At 68.3% G+C, this 19,039-nt stretch carries 14 protein-coding genes and 7 pseudogenes; 11 read left to right on the top strand and 10 right to left on the bottom strand.

Going from position 1 to position 19,039, the window contains the following annotated elements:
• The first annotated feature begins 5 nt into the window (after positions 1-5).
• Complete coding sequence (locus ACFVJQ_RS36375) at positions 6-152, top strand: hypothetical protein (RefSeq protein WP_385515533.1); 147 nt, start codon at positions 6-8, stop codon at positions 150-152.
• A gap of 446 nt (positions 153-598) precedes the next feature.
• Here the strand turns inward: ACFVJQ_RS36375 and ACFVJQ_RS36370 are convergent.
• Positions 599-814 (bottom strand): annotated as a pseudogene (locus ACFVJQ_RS36370) (IS5/IS1182 family transposase); the annotation flags it as partial.
• A 263-nt stretch (positions 815-1,077) separates the two neighbouring features.
• Here ACFVJQ_RS36370 and ACFVJQ_RS36365 point away from each other — a divergent pair.
• Together ACFVJQ_RS36365 and ACFVJQ_RS36360 are read left to right on the top strand one after the other, a co-directional pair.
• Complete coding sequence (locus ACFVJQ_RS36365; RefSeq protein WP_385515534.1) at positions 1,078-1,455, top strand: alpha/beta fold hydrolase; 378 nt, start codon at positions 1,078-1,080, stop codon at positions 1,453-1,455.
• A 284-nt stretch (positions 1,456-1,739) separates the two neighbouring features.
• Positions 1,740-2,957: an acyl-CoA dehydrogenase family protein gene (locus ACFVJQ_RS36360; protein ID WP_385789947.1), complete on the top strand. Its 1,218-nt coding sequence runs from the start codon at positions 1,740-1,742 to the stop codon at positions 2,955-2,957.
• 11 nt (positions 2,958-2,968) lie between these two features.
• Here ACFVJQ_RS36360 and ACFVJQ_RS36355 read toward each other — a convergent pair whose 3' ends face one another.
• From ACFVJQ_RS36355 to ACFVJQ_RS36345, 3 genes are all read right to left on the bottom strand, one after another.
• Positions 2,969-3,109, bottom strand: a complete 141-nt coding sequence (locus ACFVJQ_RS36355; protein WP_385789982.1) for a hypothetical protein — start codon at positions 3,107-3,109, stop codon at positions 2,969-2,971.
• Positions 3,110-3,999: 890 nt separating this feature from the next.
• Positions 4,000-6,843, bottom strand: coding sequence for an AAA family ATPase (locus tag ACFVJQ_RS36350; protein ID WP_385515537.1), 2,844 nt, complete (start codon positions 6,841-6,843; stop codon positions 4,000-4,002).
• 35 nt (positions 6,844-6,878) lie between these two features.
• Positions 6,879-7,145: a hypothetical protein gene (locus tag ACFVJQ_RS36345; protein WP_385515538.1), complete on the bottom strand. Its 267-nt coding sequence runs from the start codon at positions 7,143-7,145 to the stop codon at positions 6,879-6,881.
• Positions 7,146-8,330: 1,185 nt separating this feature from the next.
• Between ACFVJQ_RS36345 and ACFVJQ_RS36340 the strand changes: the two genes are divergently transcribed.
• Both ACFVJQ_RS36340 and ACFVJQ_RS36335 read left to right on the top strand, forming a co-directional pair.
• Complete coding sequence (locus ACFVJQ_RS36340) at positions 8,331-8,627, top strand: helix-turn-helix domain-containing protein (protein ID WP_385789945.1); 297 nt, start codon at positions 8,331-8,333, stop codon at positions 8,625-8,627.
• Between the two features lie 847 nt (positions 8,628-9,474).
• Positions 9,475-9,649 (top strand): annotated as a pseudogene (locus ACFVJQ_RS36335) (short-chain dehydrogenase/reductase); the annotation flags it as partial.
• 153 nt (positions 9,650-9,802) lie between these two features.
• Here ACFVJQ_RS36335 and ACFVJQ_RS36330 read toward each other — a convergent pair.
• The 5 genes and pseudogenes from ACFVJQ_RS36330 to ACFVJQ_RS36310 all read right to left on the bottom strand — a co-directional run.
• Positions 9,803-10,393 (bottom strand): IS30 family transposase, encoded by a 591-nt coding sequence (locus ACFVJQ_RS36330; protein WP_385789943.1) that lies wholly within the window; start codon positions 10,391-10,393, stop codon positions 9,803-9,805.
• Between the two features lies 1 nt (position 10,394).
• Positions 10,395-10,757, bottom strand: a pseudogene (locus ACFVJQ_RS36325) (molybdenum cofactor biosynthesis protein B); the annotation flags it as partial.
• Complete coding sequence (gene moaC / locus ACFVJQ_RS36320; protein WP_385515541.1) at positions 10,754-11,233, bottom strand: cyclic pyranopterin monophosphate synthase MoaC; 480 nt, start codon at positions 11,231-11,233, stop codon at positions 10,754-10,756. The pseudogene ACFVJQ_RS36325 and the gene moaC, both read right to left, overlap by 4 nt.
• Before the next feature lie 129 nt (positions 11,234-11,362).
• A pseudogene (locus tag ACFVJQ_RS36315) lies at positions 11,363-12,021 on the bottom strand (hypothetical protein); the annotation flags it as partial.
• A 170-nt stretch (positions 12,022-12,191) separates the two neighbouring features.
• Positions 12,192-12,437, bottom strand: a pseudogene (locus ACFVJQ_RS36310) (helix-turn-helix domain-containing protein); the annotation flags it as partial.
• 380 nt (positions 12,438-12,817) lie between these two features.
• On the opposite strand from ACFVJQ_RS36310, the pseudogene ACFVJQ_RS36305 reads away from it, so the two are divergent.
• The 5 genes and pseudogenes from ACFVJQ_RS36305 to ACFVJQ_RS36285 all read left to right on the top strand — a co-directional run.
• Positions 12,818-13,336, top strand: a pseudogene (locus ACFVJQ_RS36305) (SDR family NAD(P)-dependent oxidoreductase); the annotation flags it as partial.
• A 65-nt stretch (positions 13,337-13,401) separates the two neighbouring features.
• A complete protein-coding gene (locus tag ACFVJQ_RS36300; RefSeq protein ID WP_385515542.1) occupies positions 13,402-13,755 on the top strand; it encodes an alpha/beta fold hydrolase in 354 nt (117 codons plus the stop codon).
• Positions 13,756-14,010: 255 nt separating this feature from the next.
• The gene (locus tag ACFVJQ_RS36295; RefSeq protein ID WP_385515543.1) at positions 14,011-14,679 is read left to right on the top strand and encodes a hemerythrin domain-containing protein; all 669 of its coding nucleotides are present in this window, start codon (positions 14,011-14,013) and stop codon (positions 14,677-14,679) included.
• 188 nt (positions 14,680-14,867) lie between these two features.
• Positions 14,868-16,085: an acyl-CoA dehydrogenase family protein gene (locus ACFVJQ_RS36290; protein ID WP_385789940.1), complete on the top strand. Its 1,218-nt coding sequence runs from the start codon at positions 14,868-14,870 to the stop codon at positions 16,083-16,085.
• Between the two features lie 95 nt (positions 16,086-16,180).
• Positions 16,181-16,822, top strand: coding sequence for a TetR/AcrR family transcriptional regulator (locus ACFVJQ_RS36285; protein ID WP_385789938.1), 642 nt, complete (start codon positions 16,181-16,183; stop codon positions 16,820-16,822).
• Between the two features lie 857 nt (positions 16,823-17,679).
• Here the strand turns inward: ACFVJQ_RS36285 and ACFVJQ_RS36280 are convergent.
• A complete protein-coding gene (locus ACFVJQ_RS36280; RefSeq protein ID WP_044577946.1) occupies positions 17,680-18,285 on the bottom strand; it encodes a dihydrofolate reductase family protein in 606 nt (201 codons plus the stop codon).
• Between the two features lie 266 nt (positions 18,286-18,551).
• Here ACFVJQ_RS36280 and ACFVJQ_RS36275 point away from each other — a divergent pair.
• Positions 18,552-19,039 (top strand): annotated as a pseudogene (locus tag ACFVJQ_RS36275) (hypothetical protein); the annotation flags it as partial.

Below are 19,039 nucleotides of genomic sequence, written 5' to 3'. Positions count from 1 at the left end.
AGCACATGGCCCCAGCGGACGACCCGGCCGTGCCCTCGGGCGAGAGGGCGACGGCCGAGGACGCCGAAGCCGACGCCCTGTCAGCACTCACGGCCGCCCGACACCGGCTGGCGGACGCCGTCAGCCGACTCGCCACTGCGGAGGGCAACTGACGCGCGCGGGTCGGCACTTCCACCACGACCGCCGAGGCGGCGGTGTACCGGGCCCGAGCCGAGGTGGCCAGTTGAAGTGCGCGCCCTCACAGATGGCGACCGTGCTCGGGTCCGGAGCCAGCGCTCATCGGCTCTCCGGGAGGCCACCGGCGGCCTCCCGGCTCCAGGTCGACTCGTCCGGCGGCTGGTCGTAGTTCAGATCCGGGCCAGCGAGGCCATGATGTCGGCGGCGGACATCACAGCCCGGGCCACTCCATCCCGGATCAGTGTGTTCGTCCCACGTGGCACGTGCGACCGTTGCCGACCGGCTCGCCACCCTCCCTCACCACCAGGTCGTGCTGAGCCACGACACCCAGGCCAACGCCGACTTCCTCACCAAACCCGCGCCCGACCTGTGAACCGAGCCATCACCGCCGGCCTATCCGCAGACCCAGCGGACGGGCGAAGGGAGGCAGCCATATGAGGATGCCTCCGTGCTCGCCTTCGAACGCAGATCGGTCCGGTGCTTGTGGGCCGGCCCGGCTGTCACCGACCCGGTCGCACTCCGCGAGAGTGCCGTCCAGCAGGACGTGGTCGGGGTCGGCTTCACGCAGGGCACGCATCAGGCCGGGCGCTCGGTCTGCGAGCAGATTGATGACGGCCGACGCGTAGGCGTGGGCGGTGCGGAACCAACGCGGCTCCTTCGCCTGTGGGTTGAGACTTCGAACACCTCCCCCGACGGCACGGGAGCCTCGTGCGTTGCCCCCACCACCAGCATCACCCGATCAGTGGCCGTACCGAAAACCCTAATTGAGTCGTCGGCCGGCGTTGTAGCGTCGCTCCGGCTGGAGTTGAACACCTCGTTGGACATGGTGTCTGGTCGGCTTTACGCTCGATCTTGCGCTCACGGGCGCCTCCATCAAAGGATCATGAAAGTAGAGCACCTGTGACTCCAGATGCGACAGTCCGTCCCACCTTGCTCCTTGTTCATGGGGCATGGCACGGCAGCTGGTGCTGGGACAAGCTGCAGGCGGGGCTGGGCGTCGAAGCAATCGAGACCCGCACGGTAGACCTTCCCAGCGCGGGCGGGCGCAGCGGAATCGCCGAGGACACGCGCGTCGTCCGCGAGGCTGTCGCGGCCCTTACCTTGCCGCCTTCCAGCTCGACGCCGGTGAGAGTCTTCCCGGGTTCTACGGTGACCCCGTTCCCTCGGATTCGGACGAAGTGCAAGCGGTTCGGGACGACCCGATCTCCTTGTTCAATGGGGACGTGCCCCGTCCCGAGGCTGAGGGGGCTGCTGAGCGACTGCTGCCGCAGAGCATGAAGTCATTCGCTGACGTCGTGGAACAAGCGGGTTGGCACGATATTCCCTCGACCGTACATCGTCTGTGAAAAGGACCAGGCGCTTCCTGTGGAGCGCCAAGAGCATCTTGCGACCAGGGCAACCGAGGTCCATCGCATTGCGAGCAGTCACTCGCCCTTCCTGTCCGTGCCGGAGAACCTCTCTGCCCTTCTGGCGAAGATCGCGCTCGGAGCTCTCGCCTGGACATGCCTGAAGAAGGCGAGCAGGGCCATCGGATGAGCAGAGCAATACACAAGGGGAACACCGTGAACAGCAGCAGCGCGCCCGAGGGCGCGGTGAATGTGTCGTCAACACAAGGAAGAAGCAGAGTGGAACTTGTCGAGCGGGCCCGCGCCTTGCAGCCGTTTCTGCGAGCACAGGCAGAGAGAGGCGAAGCAGACCGAATCGTGCCGGCGCACGTCATTGACAAGATCTCTGAGGCGGGTGTCTTCCGGCTGTTGACGCCGAAGCGTTTCGGGGGATATGAGACCGATCTCCGCACTCTGACAGAAGTCTCCGAGGTTCTTGGCGAAGCAGATGGTTCGGCTGCCTGGACAGCCATGATCATCTCTGTGACGAATTGGCTGGCGAGTCTCTTCCCCGACAAGGCCCAGGAGGAAGTGTTCGGAGCGGATCTCGACGCCCGGGTCACTGGTGTGGCTGCTCCCACGGGTGTCGGCCGCCGTGCGCCCGGGGGATGGGTCGTCAGCGGAAAGTGGTCATACAACTCCGGTTCCCCCTATGCGACGTGGGCTGCCGTGGGTGTCTTGCTGCGGGACGAGTCCTGCGCAGTCGTCGACCAGGCACTGGTGCTGATACCTGCTGAGGAACTCGTGATCGAGGACACCTGGCACACGGTGGGTATGAAGGGGACGGCGAGTAACACGCTGATCGGTCGAGAGGTCTTCGTGCCCGAACACCGAGTGCTGTCAGTCCGCGCCGCTGCCGAGGGTACTTATCCCCGTTCGTTCCGGCAGGACGAGCCCCTCTACTCGTCGATGTTCGGGTCGATGCTTCTGCTCTGCCTGGTCGGACCGTTGCTGGGCCTTGGTAAGGCAGCCTTCGGCGTGGTGAAAGACGCGGCGTCGGAGAAGCCGCTGTCCTTCACCGTGCACGGCCGGCAGGCGGACTCCGTGGGTGTGCAGATGCAGGTGGCTGAAGCAGCACTGCACCTGCGGACAGCGAGGCTGCACGCCTATGACGCCGTCGACCAGGTGGACCGGGAGGGCGCCTCTCTGGACTACGCGGCACGTACGCAGGTCAGGGCGCAGGCTGGCTACGCCGCCCAGCAGGTCCTCGCAGCCGTCAACATGCTGCTGAACACTCACGGGGCGGGTGCCTTCGCCGACTCCAACCCTCTGCAGCGGATCTGGCGAGACGCCAATGTCGCCGCGCGGCACGCCGGTTTGGTGCCGACCGTCGGGTACGAAGCTTACGGAAAGGCGCTCCTGGGCATCAGGGAACCAGTGAGCCTCATGGTCTGACCTTCGTATGGCTACCGGTCACGGACCGGTAGCCATACGAAGGTGTCGCAGGCCACGACGGTCTTGCGACGCCGATGCAGCATGACGCGGGCCCAGTCGGAAGGCTGCCATCCGGCGTGCGCGAGATCGGTGAGAGCGCGGACATGGTGCACTTGCACGTTGCCCTTGCTTCCGCAGATCTCACAGGTGTCCGCCAGGAGCCTCGCGATGAGTTCCTTCTGCGGACAGCCACCCGGACTGGCTCACGGTCGGCGATCTCCGCCGCCCGCTGCCGCTGAAGTGGAATTCCATCGAACCGCGCCACCAGTGGTTTCCTGTTCTTCCGCTCGATTCGGGCCTCGAAACAGACGCGGCGCCCGTGGGGAGTGTCGATTCTGGCCTTGTGCCTGGCGGCCATCTCCGGTGCCGACGAACGGTGCTTTGCTGCAAGAGTCTTGAGCATGGACGTCGCCATGACCCATTGCAGCCGATGCAGCCGAAAGACGTCTCGGCAAGCAGGTAGTACTGGACCACGCGATAGACGGCCCCGAACGTCGCAACGATCGCGTGATCACTGCTGTTGATCAGAGCCTTTCTCTTCGCGGGTTTCTCACAGGCGAGGTAGGGGGCGCACTTGGCCTTGATCACGTTCCGGGGGGACACGCAGCGCGACCTGACCATTCACCCGTCGGTAACGGCCAGTCTTCTTCGTGTCGTTGTGCTGGATCGTGACCTCGTAGCCGAGAAACCGAGCTGCCCCGGTACGGGCGTGAGTGATCAGCGTCTTCTCCGGTCGGACACGGCTTCGCCCACCTGAAGAACTGGCGGACCCTCACCAAACCCCGCACCGACCCCGCCCACGCGACCCGCCTCCTGCGCGCCTTGCTCGTTCTGACAAACCTCGAGTCAACCGCTGACAGACGACCTACTCCGCAGACAGTCGCCGACGACCAGCGTGAGCACCCCGAAAACCGGTCACACCAGCCCTTGACCTGCGACTTCAAGTGGGCGGAGGCGCAGTGTTGCGCGGACCGGCGCTGCGGCGTCGACACCTTCCCTGTGGTCACAGGTCGAGGGAGGCGCCACGTCCCAGTTGGTTGCGTGAGGTGATGCCCAGCTTGGCGAAGACCTTGGAAAGGTGGTACTCGATCGTGCGGGTGCTCAGGAACAGGCGGCCGGCGATCTCCTTGTTGGTCAGCCCATCGCGGGCCAGCCTGGCGATCTGGGTTTCCTGCGGTGTGAGCTGGCCTGTGGTCTCCACGGTTCGTTTGCGGGCGGTCTCGCCGGTGGCCCGCAGCTCGCGCGCCGCCCGGTCGGCGAATGCCTCCATCCCGGTGGCCGTGAACATCTCGTGGGCGGTGCGCAACTGCTCGCGTGCCTGGGACCGGCGCCGCTCGCGGCGCAGCCATTCGCCGTAGAGCAGGTGGGCGCGGGCCAGTTCGCCGCGGATGCGGGTCGGGCGGAGCCGGTCGATCGCCTCACGGTAGTGGTCCTCGGCGTCCGCGCCGCTGCTGATAAGGGCCCGTGACCGGGCCTGGATGCCCAGCCCCCAGCCCGTGCCGCTGGGGCCGGTACGCTCGCTGAGCCGCCGGAAGGCGTCGGCGGCGCGCTCGGGCGCGCCGCTGCGGGCGGCCGCCTCGACTTCCTCTACCAGCGCCCAGCCCAGCGCGGCGCTGATCTCCCGATGCGGGTGGCCGGTTGTCTGGCTCGCGGCCGCCAGCGCGTCCTCGTAGCGTCCCCGGCTGTTGCACAGCAGCGCTTTGGTCCATCCACCGACGATCAACGCGCTTCCCTCGCCCCGGTGGGACGCCTCCGCGACGACCGTGCTCAGCTGCTCATAGTCGGCTTGGCGGCCTTGCGCGGCCGCCGTCAGCAGGTCCCCGTGGACGGGGTAAGTGATCCCGATCACCTCGGAGGCCGTCTTCACCTCCTGCATCAGCGACGCCGCCGTACCCAGGTCGCCTGCGATCATATTGACGGCGACCAGCGCAGTCAGCGCGAAGGGCAGCATGGTGGCGGCGCCGCTTTCCCTGACAAGGTGGATGTGCCGGGTCGCGAGGACGTCCCAGGTCTCGTAGTCCCAGACGGTTGCGGCCGTGGTGCCCGCGAGCCAAAGCCAGCGCAGTCCCTGCTCTGGGGACAGGTCTGGTTCTGTGAAGGCACTCAGTGCCGGCTGCAGGCTCGGGACTCCGGCGCCGTGTCCGTCGAGGATCAAGGTTGTCAGGCCGTCGAGCAGTCGATCGGCGGGACGGGGAACCCCTGTCGTTGCCGGCGCCGACCGGGCGGCCTGGGCCACTTTGACTTGGCCGTTGACGGCCAGCGGACCGGCGAACTGCGCCGCGTTGATCGCTTCCAGGTACGTCTCGCGGGCGAGCGGAAGGTCATGCGGCTGGAGTCGGCGGGCGGCCTCGAGCAGCAGCGCGAATGAGTCCCTGCCGCGGTCCATGGAGTAAGCGATCTGGGCGCGCACCAGTTCGGCATGACCGCGGCCCCGATCGTCGAGCGGGCCCGCCGTGGCGATGGACAGCAGCTTCAGTGCGGTATCGGGCGAACCGGCCTGGTGAGTCGCCCGTGCGGCGGCCAGCGCGCGCTCGGCCCGGTGCCCGGGGTCTGGGGTGAGTGCGACCGCCCGCTCCAGGAAGGCGGCCGCGGCGGCCAGGCCGCCGCGGGCCTGGGCGCGTTCGGCCGAGCGTTCGAGTTCCGCGGCGGTCCATTCGTCCGGCTGCGCAGTTCCATGGGCGCGGTGCCAGGCGTGACGGTCGGGATCGGCGTCGATGTCGGTCGCTTTCGCCAGGGCGAGATGGACGCTCCTGCGCTGCTCCGGCGACGCGGCTCGGTAGACCGCCGAACGCACCAGCGGATGCCGGAATCGCACCCGGTCTCCGAAATCGATCATGTCTTCGGCGGCGTCGGCCGCTGTGATGTCGACGCCGCTGTCGAGCAGGTCGGCCGCACGCCACAGCAGTACCGGGTCGCCGAGCGGCTCGGCGGCCGCCAGGAGCAACAGCTGCCGGGTAGGGGCGGGCAGGGTTTCCAGCCGTCGCTGAAAGCTTTCTTCGAGGCGAGCCGACAGCGTACGTGCGGCCGACGCCACGAATCCGCCCGCAAGCTTGAGAGAAGGCAGGTCGTGCGGCAGTTCCAGCAGCGCCAGGGGGTTGCCGCGAGCCTCGGTGATGATCTGGTCGCGCACCTGTTCGTCCAGCGGCCCCAGGATCACCGTGTTCAGCAGCGTGCGCGCGTCGTCGTCGCGCAGGCCCGCGACGTCCAGCACCGGCAGCCCCGACAGCTCGTCCTCCTCGCCGGACTCGCGGACCGCGAACACGCAGGCCACCGACTCGGCGAACAGGCGGCGTGCGACGAAGGCGAGCACCTGTGCGGAGGCACGGTCCAGCCACTGGGCGTCGTCGATCACGCACACCAGCGGACGGTCCTCGGCCGCCGCCGCGAGCAGGGTCAGCACGGCCAGGCCGACGAGAAAGCGGTCCGGCGCCGGCCCGGCACGTAGCCCGAATGCCGTGCCGAGCGCGTCGCGCTGTGGTTCGGGCAGGCTGTCCAGCCGGTCCAGGATCGGCACGCACAACTGGTGCACCGCCGCGAACGCCAGCTCCATCTCCGACTGCACGCCCGCGATGCCCACCACACGGCAGTCGGAGGCAGCCTCGGTCAGGTGCTCCAGCAGCGCGGACTTGCCCACTCCCGCCTCGCCGCGGACCACCAGCGACCGGCTCTCGCCGGCGCGGATCGCCTCCAGCAGCCGGTCGAGCTCCGCGCACTCGGCCTGCCGGCCCAGCAGGGCCGAGTGGGTCCGCTGGGCCTGTGCGCCGGGGCGGCGGGGGCGGCCCTTCGCTGTGTCGTCGGCGCCCACGCCACCTGTGGAGACCAGGTCGTCGCTCAACGTGCCAGACATTCTGAAACCGCCTTTTGCTTCAGCTCGGCCGCGCGTCACCGGTCGGCCACCATGTCCCCGCGCGACAAGCGCGCCGTCGCGGTGGCGTGCTTGTCCAGCAAGGCGGTCAGCGCCTGGATCTCGTCCGTCCGCCCGTTGATCACTGCAGGTCCCCGACCAGCGCGCCGCGACGCCGCTTTGGGCAGCTGCTTCTTGTGGCCGGGCGGCATTCCCGACGAGGGCATGTGGTCCGCGCGCGGCTGCCGACCGTCGGCCGACGCCGGCCGCGCCGAACTCCAGCGGCTCATGGTCCCGCCGCTCACCCAGATCTCCTTCGCCTGACGCACGAAGCACGCATCAAACGAAACATTACGCCAAGATGGCCCAGGTCAGGCCATGTGCATGACCAAACCAGCACGCTGCGGTGACCAGTCCGGACAGTCGGCGGCTCGGCGCGTTCGACCACCGGCGTAACCTTCCGTATTGCTCGCAGTGCAGAGGGGCGTCACGCTGAATGAACGCCAACCGTGGTCGGCGCTCGCGGTTGCCTCTGATCGTTGGAACTGGCCGTACGAGCGACTGATGGTCGTCTACGTACGGAGCACTACGACCGTCCCCTGAGGACCGGCACGAGTACGCCTCGGACTCGACGCCGTGCCGGCTTGCCTGCGCCCGTTCCGGCTTGCTCGGCAGGCCAGGGCTGCCGCGATCAGCAACGCGCAGAGGAACGCAACACGGTGAGGAACCAACCGTGCACCCACACGGTCGCCGGCTCGTCGACGCGCCCGGGTACAACCACAACGCGACCATCGTGCTGACCGGAGCCACGACCGGGATCGGCCGCGCCACCGCACCGGCGCTCGCCGAGCGGGCCGGGCCATCTGATCCTCCATGGCCTGGAACGCCAGGACGACGTCGAGGGCCTGCTGGGTGCGGTGCGGACCACGATGCGGCGTTCCGCCGGCGGTCGCGCCGAGACCACGGGGCGCAGCCGAGGGAACAGGTGCTGCACTGCGGTGTAGGGCAGCTGGACTTCGGCCTGCATGCCGGTAGTGTTCAGCACCTGCATCCCGCGAGCCTCAGCGCGGGCACAGGCCTCGCCCCACCATCGTGGACTTGCCGATCCCCGGCCTGGGCGGCCCCTACAGCAGGGCTCGCCCAGCCGCACACTGCGGATGGCACACTAGGGACGCTACGGATACGAGCACGTAAAGACAGCGGGATCCTGTCTCTTATGCGCTGCGCATTCCCACTTCGTCTCCGGGCCAGGCAACAGGCCTACTTTACGCCCTCGCTTGGCGCCGATGCGCACCATCGCGTCGTTCATCTCATGCGGACCGAGTCGCTGGTTGGTGCCGCGGATGAGAGTGCACAGGCTCTTGCAGGCGCGTGTCGGGTAGTGGTCCGCCTTGATGCTCGGCAGCGACATCGAGGCCGGCGCATTGGTCGTGCATGCGGTGATGTGAATGACGTTGGAGGCGGAGTTGGGAGCGATGAAGGCTGACGGCATGACTGTCGAGCTGGACTACCGATGGCATCTGCGGAAGATCATGGCGACTCGCGGCATGTTCGCCACCACAGATCTGCGGCCGCTGCTGGTCGAACGCGGTGTCGAGCTATCGCAAAGCCAGGTGTATCGGCTGGTAACAGAGCGACCGGAGCGGCTTAACCTCCGCACGTTAATAGCCTTGTTGGACATCCTGGACTGCACCATCACCGAACTGATCGAACCGCTACCGGCGCGCGGCGCGCGACGCACCGGAAAGGCCGTGAACGGCGTCGATGCTGGTACCAAGTCTCCGTGAGCACCGTGCATCGTGAAGTTTGCAGGTCGCGAGTCTGGGGTGAGGGGCGGGCGGGATACTCACGCTGGTTGCCGGCGGGTGTCCACGGTGAAGATCGTCCGGCTCCTCGGCCGGAGCCGTTGTCGGGTTCTGTGCGCCAGCCGCCGTGCCGCTCTTGCGATCCGTCGCCGGGCCGGTACGTCGCGAAGGCGCGGGGAGGGTGTGGGCATGCAGGAGCTGGAGCGGATCACGGCTCGCCGTAGTGAACTGGACGCGCTCGCTGAGGAGTTGGCCAAGCGGTTGCAGGAGGTCCAGGCCGAGAGAGAGGAGCTGTGATCGCCGAGCGGGTCCTGAACCGGCTGGCCGAGCAGGACCGGGCCGCGGCGGAGGACGCCGCGGCCGCGCCCCGACTCCCGCCCGGGTGGCGGGCGGGCGGTCCTGTTGATCCCGTACCGCAGCGAGAATCCCGACGAGGCCGCCCTGCCCGCTGACTACCGCAGATTCTGGCGATGGTGCGGGCCGCCGACGGCCCGGCCCAGGTCAAGGGTGTCGGCGAGGAGCTGGGTTTCACCGTCCCCTGACACGTGGTCAGAAGCTGGCTCCACGGGCCCTTGCCGCAGTACGGGCCCAGTCGAGCACGGCTTCGCCCGCCTGAAGAACTGGCGGGTCTTCGGCAAGGTAGGCACCAACCCAAGTGGGCGACTGCCCTGGTGAGGACGCTGCTGGTACTGACGAACCGCGAAGTCTCCCGGTGACCGACGATCTTGGGCGAAATATCCGCCCGCGAGCAGCACGAGCATCCCGAACCCTACGCACACCAGACCCGTGACCTGCCACTTCAGATGCCCAGTACTCATGGGGTGTTCTCATGCATACTTGGTTCATCACTGGTGCTTCACGCGGCTTCGGACTGGAGATCGCCCGGCAGGCCCTGGCGAGCCGCGACAACGTGGTGGCCGCCGCCCGCAACCCGCAAGGCCGTGGTCGACGCTCTGCCAGGGCACACGGAGCGGTTGCTCGTTCTGGCTCCGGACGTGAACGACGCCGCCTGGACCGGCCGGTGACTTTGACAACGGTTCGTGGCCCCACCTGACAGCGTGGGTCCTATAGGTCGTTGCAACACCTGCCCTGAGGGATGTTGCGATGACCAAGCCGCGCCGGAAGGGCGGATTTCCAGCGAGCGTCGCAATACGTGATCACTCCAGTGTTGCGACGAGCTTAGTGAAGAGCTCGGCGGGTGTCCGCCAGCCGAGGATCTTGCTGGGGCGGTCGTTGAGTTCGGCGGCGACGTAGGCCAGGTCCTCGGCGCTGTAGATCGACAGGTCTGTGCCCTTGGGGAAGTACTGCCGGAGCAGGCCGTTGGTCTTCTCGCTGGAGCCGCGCTGCCATGGGCTGGCCGGCTCGCAGAAGTAGATCGGGATGTCGGTGGCGCGGGTGAACTCGTCGTGTCGGCCCATTTCGCTGCCCTGATCCCAGGTCAGCGACCGGGCGAGCTCGGCGGGGAGTTCGGCGAAGGCGTGCAGGAGGGCGTCGCGGACGTGCTCGACTCCCCGACCGTCGGGGAGGTGCAGGAGCTTGACGTAGCGGGTGGTGCGGTCGACCAGGGTGCCGATGGCCGATCTATTGCCCTGGCCGACTATGAGGTCGCCCTCCCCATGACCGGCGATCTGGCGATCCGTGGCTTCGGCCGGGCGCTGGTTGATCAGGGTGCCTGGGTCGATGAAGCGGGTGGCGCGCTCATCAACGCGGCGACGGCGGCGCCGAGCGCGGCGGCCGGACCGCAGCAACCGCCGTCGCCACCTGCTGCCGTCCGAACGCCCGCACGGCCCCGGCGATGCCCGGCACCTCGTAGTCGATCACCCGGCGCGTCGCCTCGGGCGTGCGGTCGGTGGGCGATATCCCGGTGCCGCCGGTGGTGATGATCACCTCGTATCCGGCCTCCACGCTGGCGCGCAACGCGGCCTCCACGGTATCCCCGTCGGGGACGACCTGCGGCGCCTCGACATCAAAGCCGAAGCGCTGGAGCCCCCCGGCGATCAGTGGGCCGCCCTTGTCCTCGTAGACGCCGGCGGCGGCGCGGTTGGAGGCGGTGACGACCAGCGCGCGATACGGCGCGCGCAGCGCACCACCGGCGGACGGCTCGCTGTTCACGCCCGGCTCCAGTCGCCCGACTTGCCGCCCGTCTTCTCCTCCACGCGCACGTCCGTGATGACCGCTCCCTTGTCGACCGCCTTGACCATGTCGATCACGGTGAGCGCGGCGACGGACACCGCGGTGAGGGCCTCCATCTCGACGCCTGTGCGGTCCGTCGTCTTCACCGTGGCCAGGATCTCCACGGCGTCGTCCGCGACCGACAGGTCCAGTTTCACACCGGACAGCGCCAAGGGGTGGCACAGCGGGATCAGGTCGGGAGTGCGCTTGGCGCCCATGACGCCCGCGATGCGCGCGGTGGCCAGTGCGTCGCCCTTGGGGACGCCCTCGCCACGCAGCAGCTCGACCACGCGGGGGGAGACGAGGACGCGCCCACTGGCGCGAGCCGTGCGCGCCGTCACGTCCTTGTCGGATACGTCGACCATGCGGGCCGCGCCCGCGTCGTCGAGGTGCGTCAGTCGGTCCTGCGTACTCATGCTCGTTGCCGCTCCCGGTCGCGGCCCGTCGCGGTGCGGCGCACGGGCCTGTTGTGCGCGACACGGTACCCCCATGTCGGCGCGGGCAACGGCGCAGGATCGTCCTGCGGACGGCACGCGCGGGTGCGGTCAGCGGAGCAGGACGACCTCGACCTCGATGCCCGGTTCCACCGACTCCACGTCCTCGGGGACGACGATCAGCGCGTCGGCGTGCGCGAGAGCCGCCACCAGATGGGATCCGGCGCCGCCGACCGGGCGGACGGCGCCGTCGGTGTAGTCGGCCCGCAGGAACTGCCGCCGTCCCTTCGGGGAGGTCAGCGCCCTGTCCGCGGTGAGCTTCGCGCGCGTGGTGGGCCGGTGGATGTCCTCCAGGCCCATCAGGGCGCGGATCGCGGGGCGGACGAACAGCTCGAAGGAGTCGTACGACGACACCGGGTTGCCGGGCGGGGCCAGCAGCGGGGTGTGGTCGGGGCCGATAGAGCCGAAGCCCTGGGGCTTGCGCTGCCCAGCTCCTCGCCAGGCTGGACCAGTTCGCTGCCGGTGGACAGGACGACCACGCGGGGGCGCGGGCGGACCGGACCGTGCCGCGGCCGATCGCGGCGAGCAGCGCGATCTGCGGCGGCCCGAGCACGGTGCCGGCCTCCAGCGCGCGGTCTGTTCCAGGCCTCCGCGGTGCGGCAGGTAGATCGCCTGGTAGATGGTCTCGTGCGCCAGATGGCGGTCCGGCTCGTCCGGGAAGGCGGCGCGTAGGACCTGGCTGATCTACTCCGGGCTCCACCGTCGGTCCATGTGCTGCTGGATGAACTCCTTCAGCTCCGGATCGCGCCGTATTTTCCCCTCCTTCGAGCGGGCGCGGCGCACGGCAGCTCGCCACTGGGCCTGAAACGGGTGGTACTTGCCGGTGCGCGGGTCGCGGTTGCGGCGTATCTCGCGGCAGATCGTGGCGGGGGTCGCGGCCGAGTTCGCGGGCGATGGCGCGCAGGGACTTCTTGGCCCGGAGCAGGTAGGCGATGACGATCCGCTCGTCCTCGGACAGATAGCGCGGCGACACCTCGACGGTGTCCCGCTGTTCGGCGATCGGCGCGTACACGCGCTCACGGCCTGCCCGGTCAACGACCTTCCGTCCGTACCTCCACCGGGTCCCGGTCCTACGGTTGATACCCACCTCGCGGCACGCGGCCGAGTTGCTCACTCCCTGCGCCATGAGCCGAAGGTATTGCTCACGCTTCTCGGCGAGCGGAGCAGGTCCAGGCTTCTTGGGCTTTCGGCGTGGCTTGGTCATCGCAACATTCCTCAGGGCAGGTGTTGCAACGACCTATAGAACCCAAGCTGTCGAACGGGGCCAGCTCACAGTGTCGAAGCCAGGCCGGGCCGATGCGCGCGGTGCCGCCGCGCTCGACCGCTTCGGCCGGATCGACGTGCTGGTCAACACCGCTGGACGGGCCTGGTCGGAGCCATGGATGAGACGTCCGACAGCGAGGCGCGCAGCGTCTTCGACACCAATGTCTTCGGCCTATTGACCGTCACCCGGGCGGTGCTGCCGACCTGCCGCCCGCGCCGGCACCATCGTGACTCAGTTCCGTCGGTGGCTTCGTCGGCTGGGCCGGATCGGGCGTCTACTGTGCCACCAAGTTCGCCGTCGAAGGGCTCATCGAGGCCATGGCTCTCGAGCTTGCCTCGCTCGGGATCAAGGTCAGCGCCGTGGAGCCGGACCCGCTGCGTATAGACATCCTCGGCGGTTCGTCGCTGCACCGCGCCGCCACGGTAATCAGCGACTATGCGGCCAGCTCCGGTCCGGGGTCTCCCGGGTCTGGGGCCGAGGGCACCAGTCACGCCCAGGCAGGTGATCCCGTGAAGGCCGCCCAGGCCGTGATCGCCGCGGTGGAGGGGCCCTTCCCTGCCCATCCGCCTCCCTCTCGGCGCCGCCACCATCCGCGACATCGAGGCCAAGTTGTCCGCGACGGGGGACGTCTGCCCAGCGAGAGGTCATTGCCCGCAGGAGGACCGGGCGCCGACCTCGAAAGGCATTGCGTTGGACATAGTGTCCGATCACCCGTAGGGTCCTCCCGTGATCGCTGCTGGGCGCATCACGCTTGTGACTGATCTGAAAGCGAACAGTTCGTGACTGATGGGGTGTCCCGTCCGACTCTGCTCTTAGTGCATGGGGCGTGGCGCGGCGCGCGTGGTGCTGGGAGAAGCTGGCCTCGGTGCTTCACGCCGACGGCTGGCGGATTCGGACGATTGATCTGCCGAGCGCTGGTGGGCGTGCCGGGGTGCTGGACGACGTGCAGGCGGTGCTGGGAGAGCTGGAGCTCATCGACGGCCCAGTCGTGGTCGTGGCCCATTCCTGTGGAGGCATACCGGTCAGCCAGGCCGTTGCCGAGGCGGGGAACGTCTGCGCATCGTCTACCTCGCGGCGTTCCAGCTCGATGTCGGTGAGAGCTTCCTGGGCTTCTACGGTGCGCCCGTTTCACCGGAGCGGGGTGATTTCGAGGCCGTGCCCGATGATCCGGTCGCGTTGAACCTCGGCCCGAGGCGGAGGAGGCCGCCAAGCGGCTGGTGCTACAGGGCGCGAAGTCCTTCAGCGATGCCCTGACCAGGACGGGATGGCACACCGTCCCCTCGCGACGTACATGCGACATATGACACACATCAAGAACTCATCTGAGGAGCTTTGCTGCTCCAGTAGACCCATATCACTGTCAAACAGCCGCCCCGGCATCATGATGCCGCCACGCGGAATCCCTTTTGCCGACATTCCATGAGTAGGTATTGATATGCCCCACACATCCACTGACCGCGCCGACGTCCGAGACATGCTGGTGGTGCACGAGGCCTTTCGGCAGAGCTATGCCCGTCTCCCCGGACTGGTCAAGGAGGTCAGTCCCGGCGACGTCGAGCGGGCCGCGGTCGTCGCAGAACACGCGCAGCTCATCGAGGAGTTCCTCCACCTGCACCACAAGGGCGAGGACGAGCTGCTGTGGCCCAAGCTCCTGGAGCGTGCGGGCGATCGGCTCGGTGACGCCGTGGCCCTCCTGGAAAGCCAGCATGAGGAGATCGCCGCGCTGCTCGTCGAGTCGGCGCAGCGGCTGGCCATCTGGCGCGCGCAGCCCGCGAAGGATTCGGGCGAGCGGCTCGCCGACTCCCTGGAGCGCCTGGGGATCCTGCTGACCGAGCACCTCGGCATCGAGGAGAAGGACGTCCTGCCGATCGTCCCGGAGTACGTGACGGCCAAGGAGTGGCACGAGCTCGGCGACCACGCGATCAACGCACTGCCCAAGAGCAAGCTGCCCATCGTCTTCGGCATGCTCGCCTCGTACGCCGACCCGGACGTCGTCAAGCTCATGCTCTCAACAGCCCCGCTGGTGCCCCGGCTGATCATGCCCCTTCTGGGCCCGAAGGCCTACGCCCGGCACGCCCGCAAGGTGTACGGGGCGGCTGCCTGACCGGCCGGGCCGGGACGTAGAACCCCCGGTCCGCGCTTTCCTCCCGAACCGCGCCGCGGCGGCCCTCCGGCGGTGGCCGCCGCGGCGCACGACTCCGTGCAGAAGGCACCGTGACCGCTCATGCCGGCGGACTGGCATGCACAGCGGGGGCGGCCTGCCCGACAGGTAACCGTACAGAAGGAGACATAGTGAACAGCAACAGCCACCAGGACAAGACCGGTGCGCTGTCCAAGGAAGCGATCAGGGCCGAGCTCGTCGGACGGGCCGTCGCCCTGCAGCCGCTGCTGCGGGAGCAGGCGGCGCGCGGTGAGTCGGAGCGCGTCCTGCCGGTTGAGGTCGTCGACGCCCTGGCCGAGGCCGGCGTCTTCCGGCTGCTGACCCCCAGGCGGTACGGCGGCTATGAGACCGACCTGCGGACCCTGACCGAAGTCTCCGAGGCCCTCGGGGAGGGCGACGGCTCGGCGGCCTGGGTCGGGATGATCATCTCGGTGACCAACTGGCTGGCATGCCTCTTCCCGGACAAGGCCCAGGAGGAGGTGTTCGGGGCCGATCCGGATGCGCGCGTGACCGGCGTGGCCGCGCCGGCGGGCGTGGGGGAGCGGGTGCCCGGCGGCTGGCGCGTCAGCGGGAGGTGGTCGTACAACTCCGGGGCCCCGCACGCCACTTGGGCTGCGGTCGGTGCACTGCTGAAGGACGACAACGGAGCGGTCACGGACCAGGCGCTCGTGCTGATCCCTGCCTCGGACCTGGATGTCGAGGACACCTGGCACACCGCGGGCATGAAGGCGACCGCCAGCAACACCCTGACAGGGCGGGATGTGTTCGTGCCCGAGCACCGCGTGCTGTCGGTTCCCGCGGCTGCGGAGGGCGTGTATCCGCGCGCGTCCCGGGACGAGACGCTGTACGGCTCGACGTTCGGCCCCATGCTGCTGCTGTGCCTGGTCGGACCGCTACTCGGACTGGGCAGGGCAGCCATGCAGGCGGCGGTGGAGGCGGCCGCGCAGAAGCCGCTGTCGTTCACCGTCCACAGCCGGCAGGCGGACTCGGTGGGCGTCCAGATACAGCTGGCCGAGGCCGCGCTGAAGCTGGAGACGGCCCGCCTGCACACCTACCGGGCCGTGGACGAGGTGGATCAGGCCGCATCCTCCGGCGGCCCCCTCGACTACGCCGCACGCGCGCACGTGAGGGCCCGGGCCGGCTTTGCCGCACAGCAGGTACTCGAGGCGATCGGCACCCTGCTGAACGTGCATGGTGCATCCTCGTTCGCCGACACCAGCCCCCTCCAGCGCATCTGGCGGGACGCAGGCGTCGCCGCGCGCCACGCCGGCCTGGTCCCGGCGGTCGGCCTGGAGGTCTACGGCAAGTCCCTCCTGGGCGTCAGCGAGCGGGTGAGCCTGATGGTCTGAACCCGTCCCGCGGCTGTGCGCGCTCGGCACGGTGGGCAGGACGTTGCCGGTGACATGCTCGGCACACCCTCCGTCCGGTTCCTTAGGATGCCTGTATGGCTTCCACCACCCGACGACCCTCCAGCGCGGCCGACCGGCGGGCTGCCCTCGAAAAGCGGATCCTGTCCGTGATCGAGGAGTGTCTGCGCGGTGGTGTGACCTACACCGAGCTGAGCGTGGAGCAGATCGCACAGGCCGCGGGGATCTCCCGCTCGACCTTCTATCTGTACTTCCGTGACAAGGTCGACGTGCTGCTCCGGCTGAGCGGCTCCCTCAAGACCGAGAGTTATGCGATCGCGGCGACCTGGCGGCCCACCGGCCCCGACGGCGGCCTCGACGGCCTGGCCCGTACCTACGAGCTCATCCTGCGGCACTACCGCGAGCATGCGGCCCTGCTCGCGGCGATCAACGAGGTTGCCGCGTACGACCCCATGGTCCGCGGGGCGTGGACGGCCGACCAGGACCGCTTCATCGGCAACCTCGTGACGGTGCTGAAGGAGGAGCAGCGGGCCGGCCGTACCCCGGCGGACATCGACCCCGAACTCGCGGCCAAGGTGATCGTCCAAGGAGGCGGTCAGGTCATCGCGCAGCAGGTGTCCAACAGCGACGGCAGCGACGACACCGTCGTCGCGCGCGAACTGGCGTGTGGCTACTGGTACGGCGTGTACCGCCGCCCCGGAAGCCCGACCGTCGACTGACGACTCCGCTGCCTATGAGGTCAACGACGGTGACGAGGGTGTCCGAGCCGGGGTGACGCTTCGGCCGCAGGGTGTTACCCGGACGCGACGACGTTGCCCTGCCACGGATCGATCGGCCAACCCGAAACCCGGACCTCGGAAAGCGCAGCAGCGGATGTCCGGGACTCCGGGACGGAGACACGGGCTCCGTGGCCACGGCCGACCGGCGGCACCTCACGCCACCGGGCCTCCACGCCGCGCGGCAAGCAGGCGTACGCATGGTGGCCCTCGCCGCTGCCTCGTGTGTGTCTCGAAAAAACGGGCCCATTCCCGCTGCCACCCCCCCTTGTGCGGCTGAGGTTGGACAAGATCCAGTGAGTGATCATGCCGCTCGCACGGCGTTTCCATGCCCCCGTCGCCCTGCCCGCGGATGGGAGATACTCGGTAGTCCATGACGGTGTCGTCGACGTGAACGACGACGGTCACCCTGGGTGAGCGCACTGAAATCTTTCGTGCGCTACTGAAATCTCCACTGAAATGAATCTTGCGCTACTGAAATCTTCAGAGCCATCCGACAATCCAGACGGGTACGGGGCGGATGTTGCCCGCGTAGTAGAGGGCGGTGGTCAGTTCGTGAAGGGTGCCGACCCCGCCGCCCATCGCGACGGCCAGGTCCGCCGCGTCCAGGTACTGACCTCCTATCCGGCAACCTCGTGATGAGGCTCTCTGAAATCGGCCAGGGACGCTTTTCCCTCCACTTCGTTGCGTCTTGAAGCGTGTGGGGAATGTGGGGAGTGAAGAGCGCGTGTGAGGGCCCAGAGAGAAGTCGCCGGCGCCGGCCTGGCGGCCGTCCAGACCGGCCGGCGGACGGGGCGACGTCACGCAGGGACGCCGAGCGGCGGGTGCTCGAGCACGCGGGGCTTGTACTCGACCAGCTGGATGCGGCCGTCGAAGGTGCGGTGCTCGATCATCTCGAGGGCAACGTCCGGATAGCCGTCGTAGATGCGTTCTTCGCCCGTGGCCCCGGTGATCACCGGGAACATCACGACCCGGAAGCGGTCGACGAGCCCGGCTCGTAGCAGGGACCGGCACAGGCTGAGGCTGCCGATCGTGCTGAGGAGCCCCGAGCCACTCGACTTCATGGCGCGGACCGCCTCGACGGCGTCGTCGCGGACGAGCGTGGAGTTGGCCCACGTCAGTGGCTCCTCGAGTGAGGAGGAGAACACCACCTTGGACGCTTGCGTGAGCTCGTCGACGGACGCCTCTTCTTCGGGCCTGAACTCGTCTTGGCCATTCGGGACCTCGCCTGCGGCGAAGCCCGACATCAGGCGGTAGGTGTTCGCTCCCATCAGGTAGGTGGCCTCGGGCTGCTCGCCGAGCCATGCGAGGTACTCCGGGCCCTCGAGGCCCCAGAACCCGGGCCATCCCTCTCCCGATGCGTGGCCGTCGAGGGAGGTGATGAAGTCGACGAGAAGCTCCGACATGGCGGTGTCCTTTCCTAGGGTGTCACGAGCTTGGACCGGCCGGGAGCCACAAACTCATCGGCCGCGCTGTGGAGTAACGAGAAAACCCATGACGCTGCAGCCGATCAGGTCGGCGGAGCGGCACTGCTTCGGAGGGCCGGAGGCCCACATGATTGCACTATGCACGCAGTCGGGTAATGATCTACACGCGATTGGGAACGGCGGTTTGAGTTCTGTCAAAGCCCCAGCTCAGCCCCACCCGCGAACGGCCCACCACGCTCTACTGGGTGATCGGTGAGGCCTCGCTGCCCGACGTCGACAGCAGGTACTTCATCCACTCACCTGCGACGGCGGCGGAGCACTTCCGTCAGTACGGCCCCGCTCCGATCGACGGCGAACCGATCGCGCTGGTCTTCGCCAGCGACGGCGGGAGCCATCTGTTCGCGATCGGAGCCAGCGGACAAGTCTGGAAGTCCACCACGGCCTCCTGGTTTGACGACTTCGAGGTCACCGCGTCCAGCTTGGTTCCTCGAACAGCTCGGCCGCCGGATCGCGAACCAGACCTAATCATCGGCCGAGGACAAACGGGCCCCTGCCCCAGGAGGTCATTCCACAGCTGGGGAATCGCGAGCAGGTGTGGGGACACCCCTGAGCAGGGGGTGGCCAATTTCAAAGAGTCCTCCCGTAACTCCCGTCACGCCTGGCGGCGTGAAAATCGGTGTGTGTCGGACTCCTTGAGTTCCGTGCTTCCAGGCGCCCTGCCGATCGAGATGTG

Source organism: Streptomyces sp. NPDC127197, assembly GCF_042672405.1.
In the GTDB taxonomy this organism is placed as follows: Bacteria; Actinomycetota; Actinomycetes; order Streptomycetales; family Streptomycetaceae; genus Streptomyces; species Streptomyces flavusporus.
Note: the sequence above shows the minus strand (reverse complement) of the source record. Positions and strands in the feature narration are given on the sequence as shown.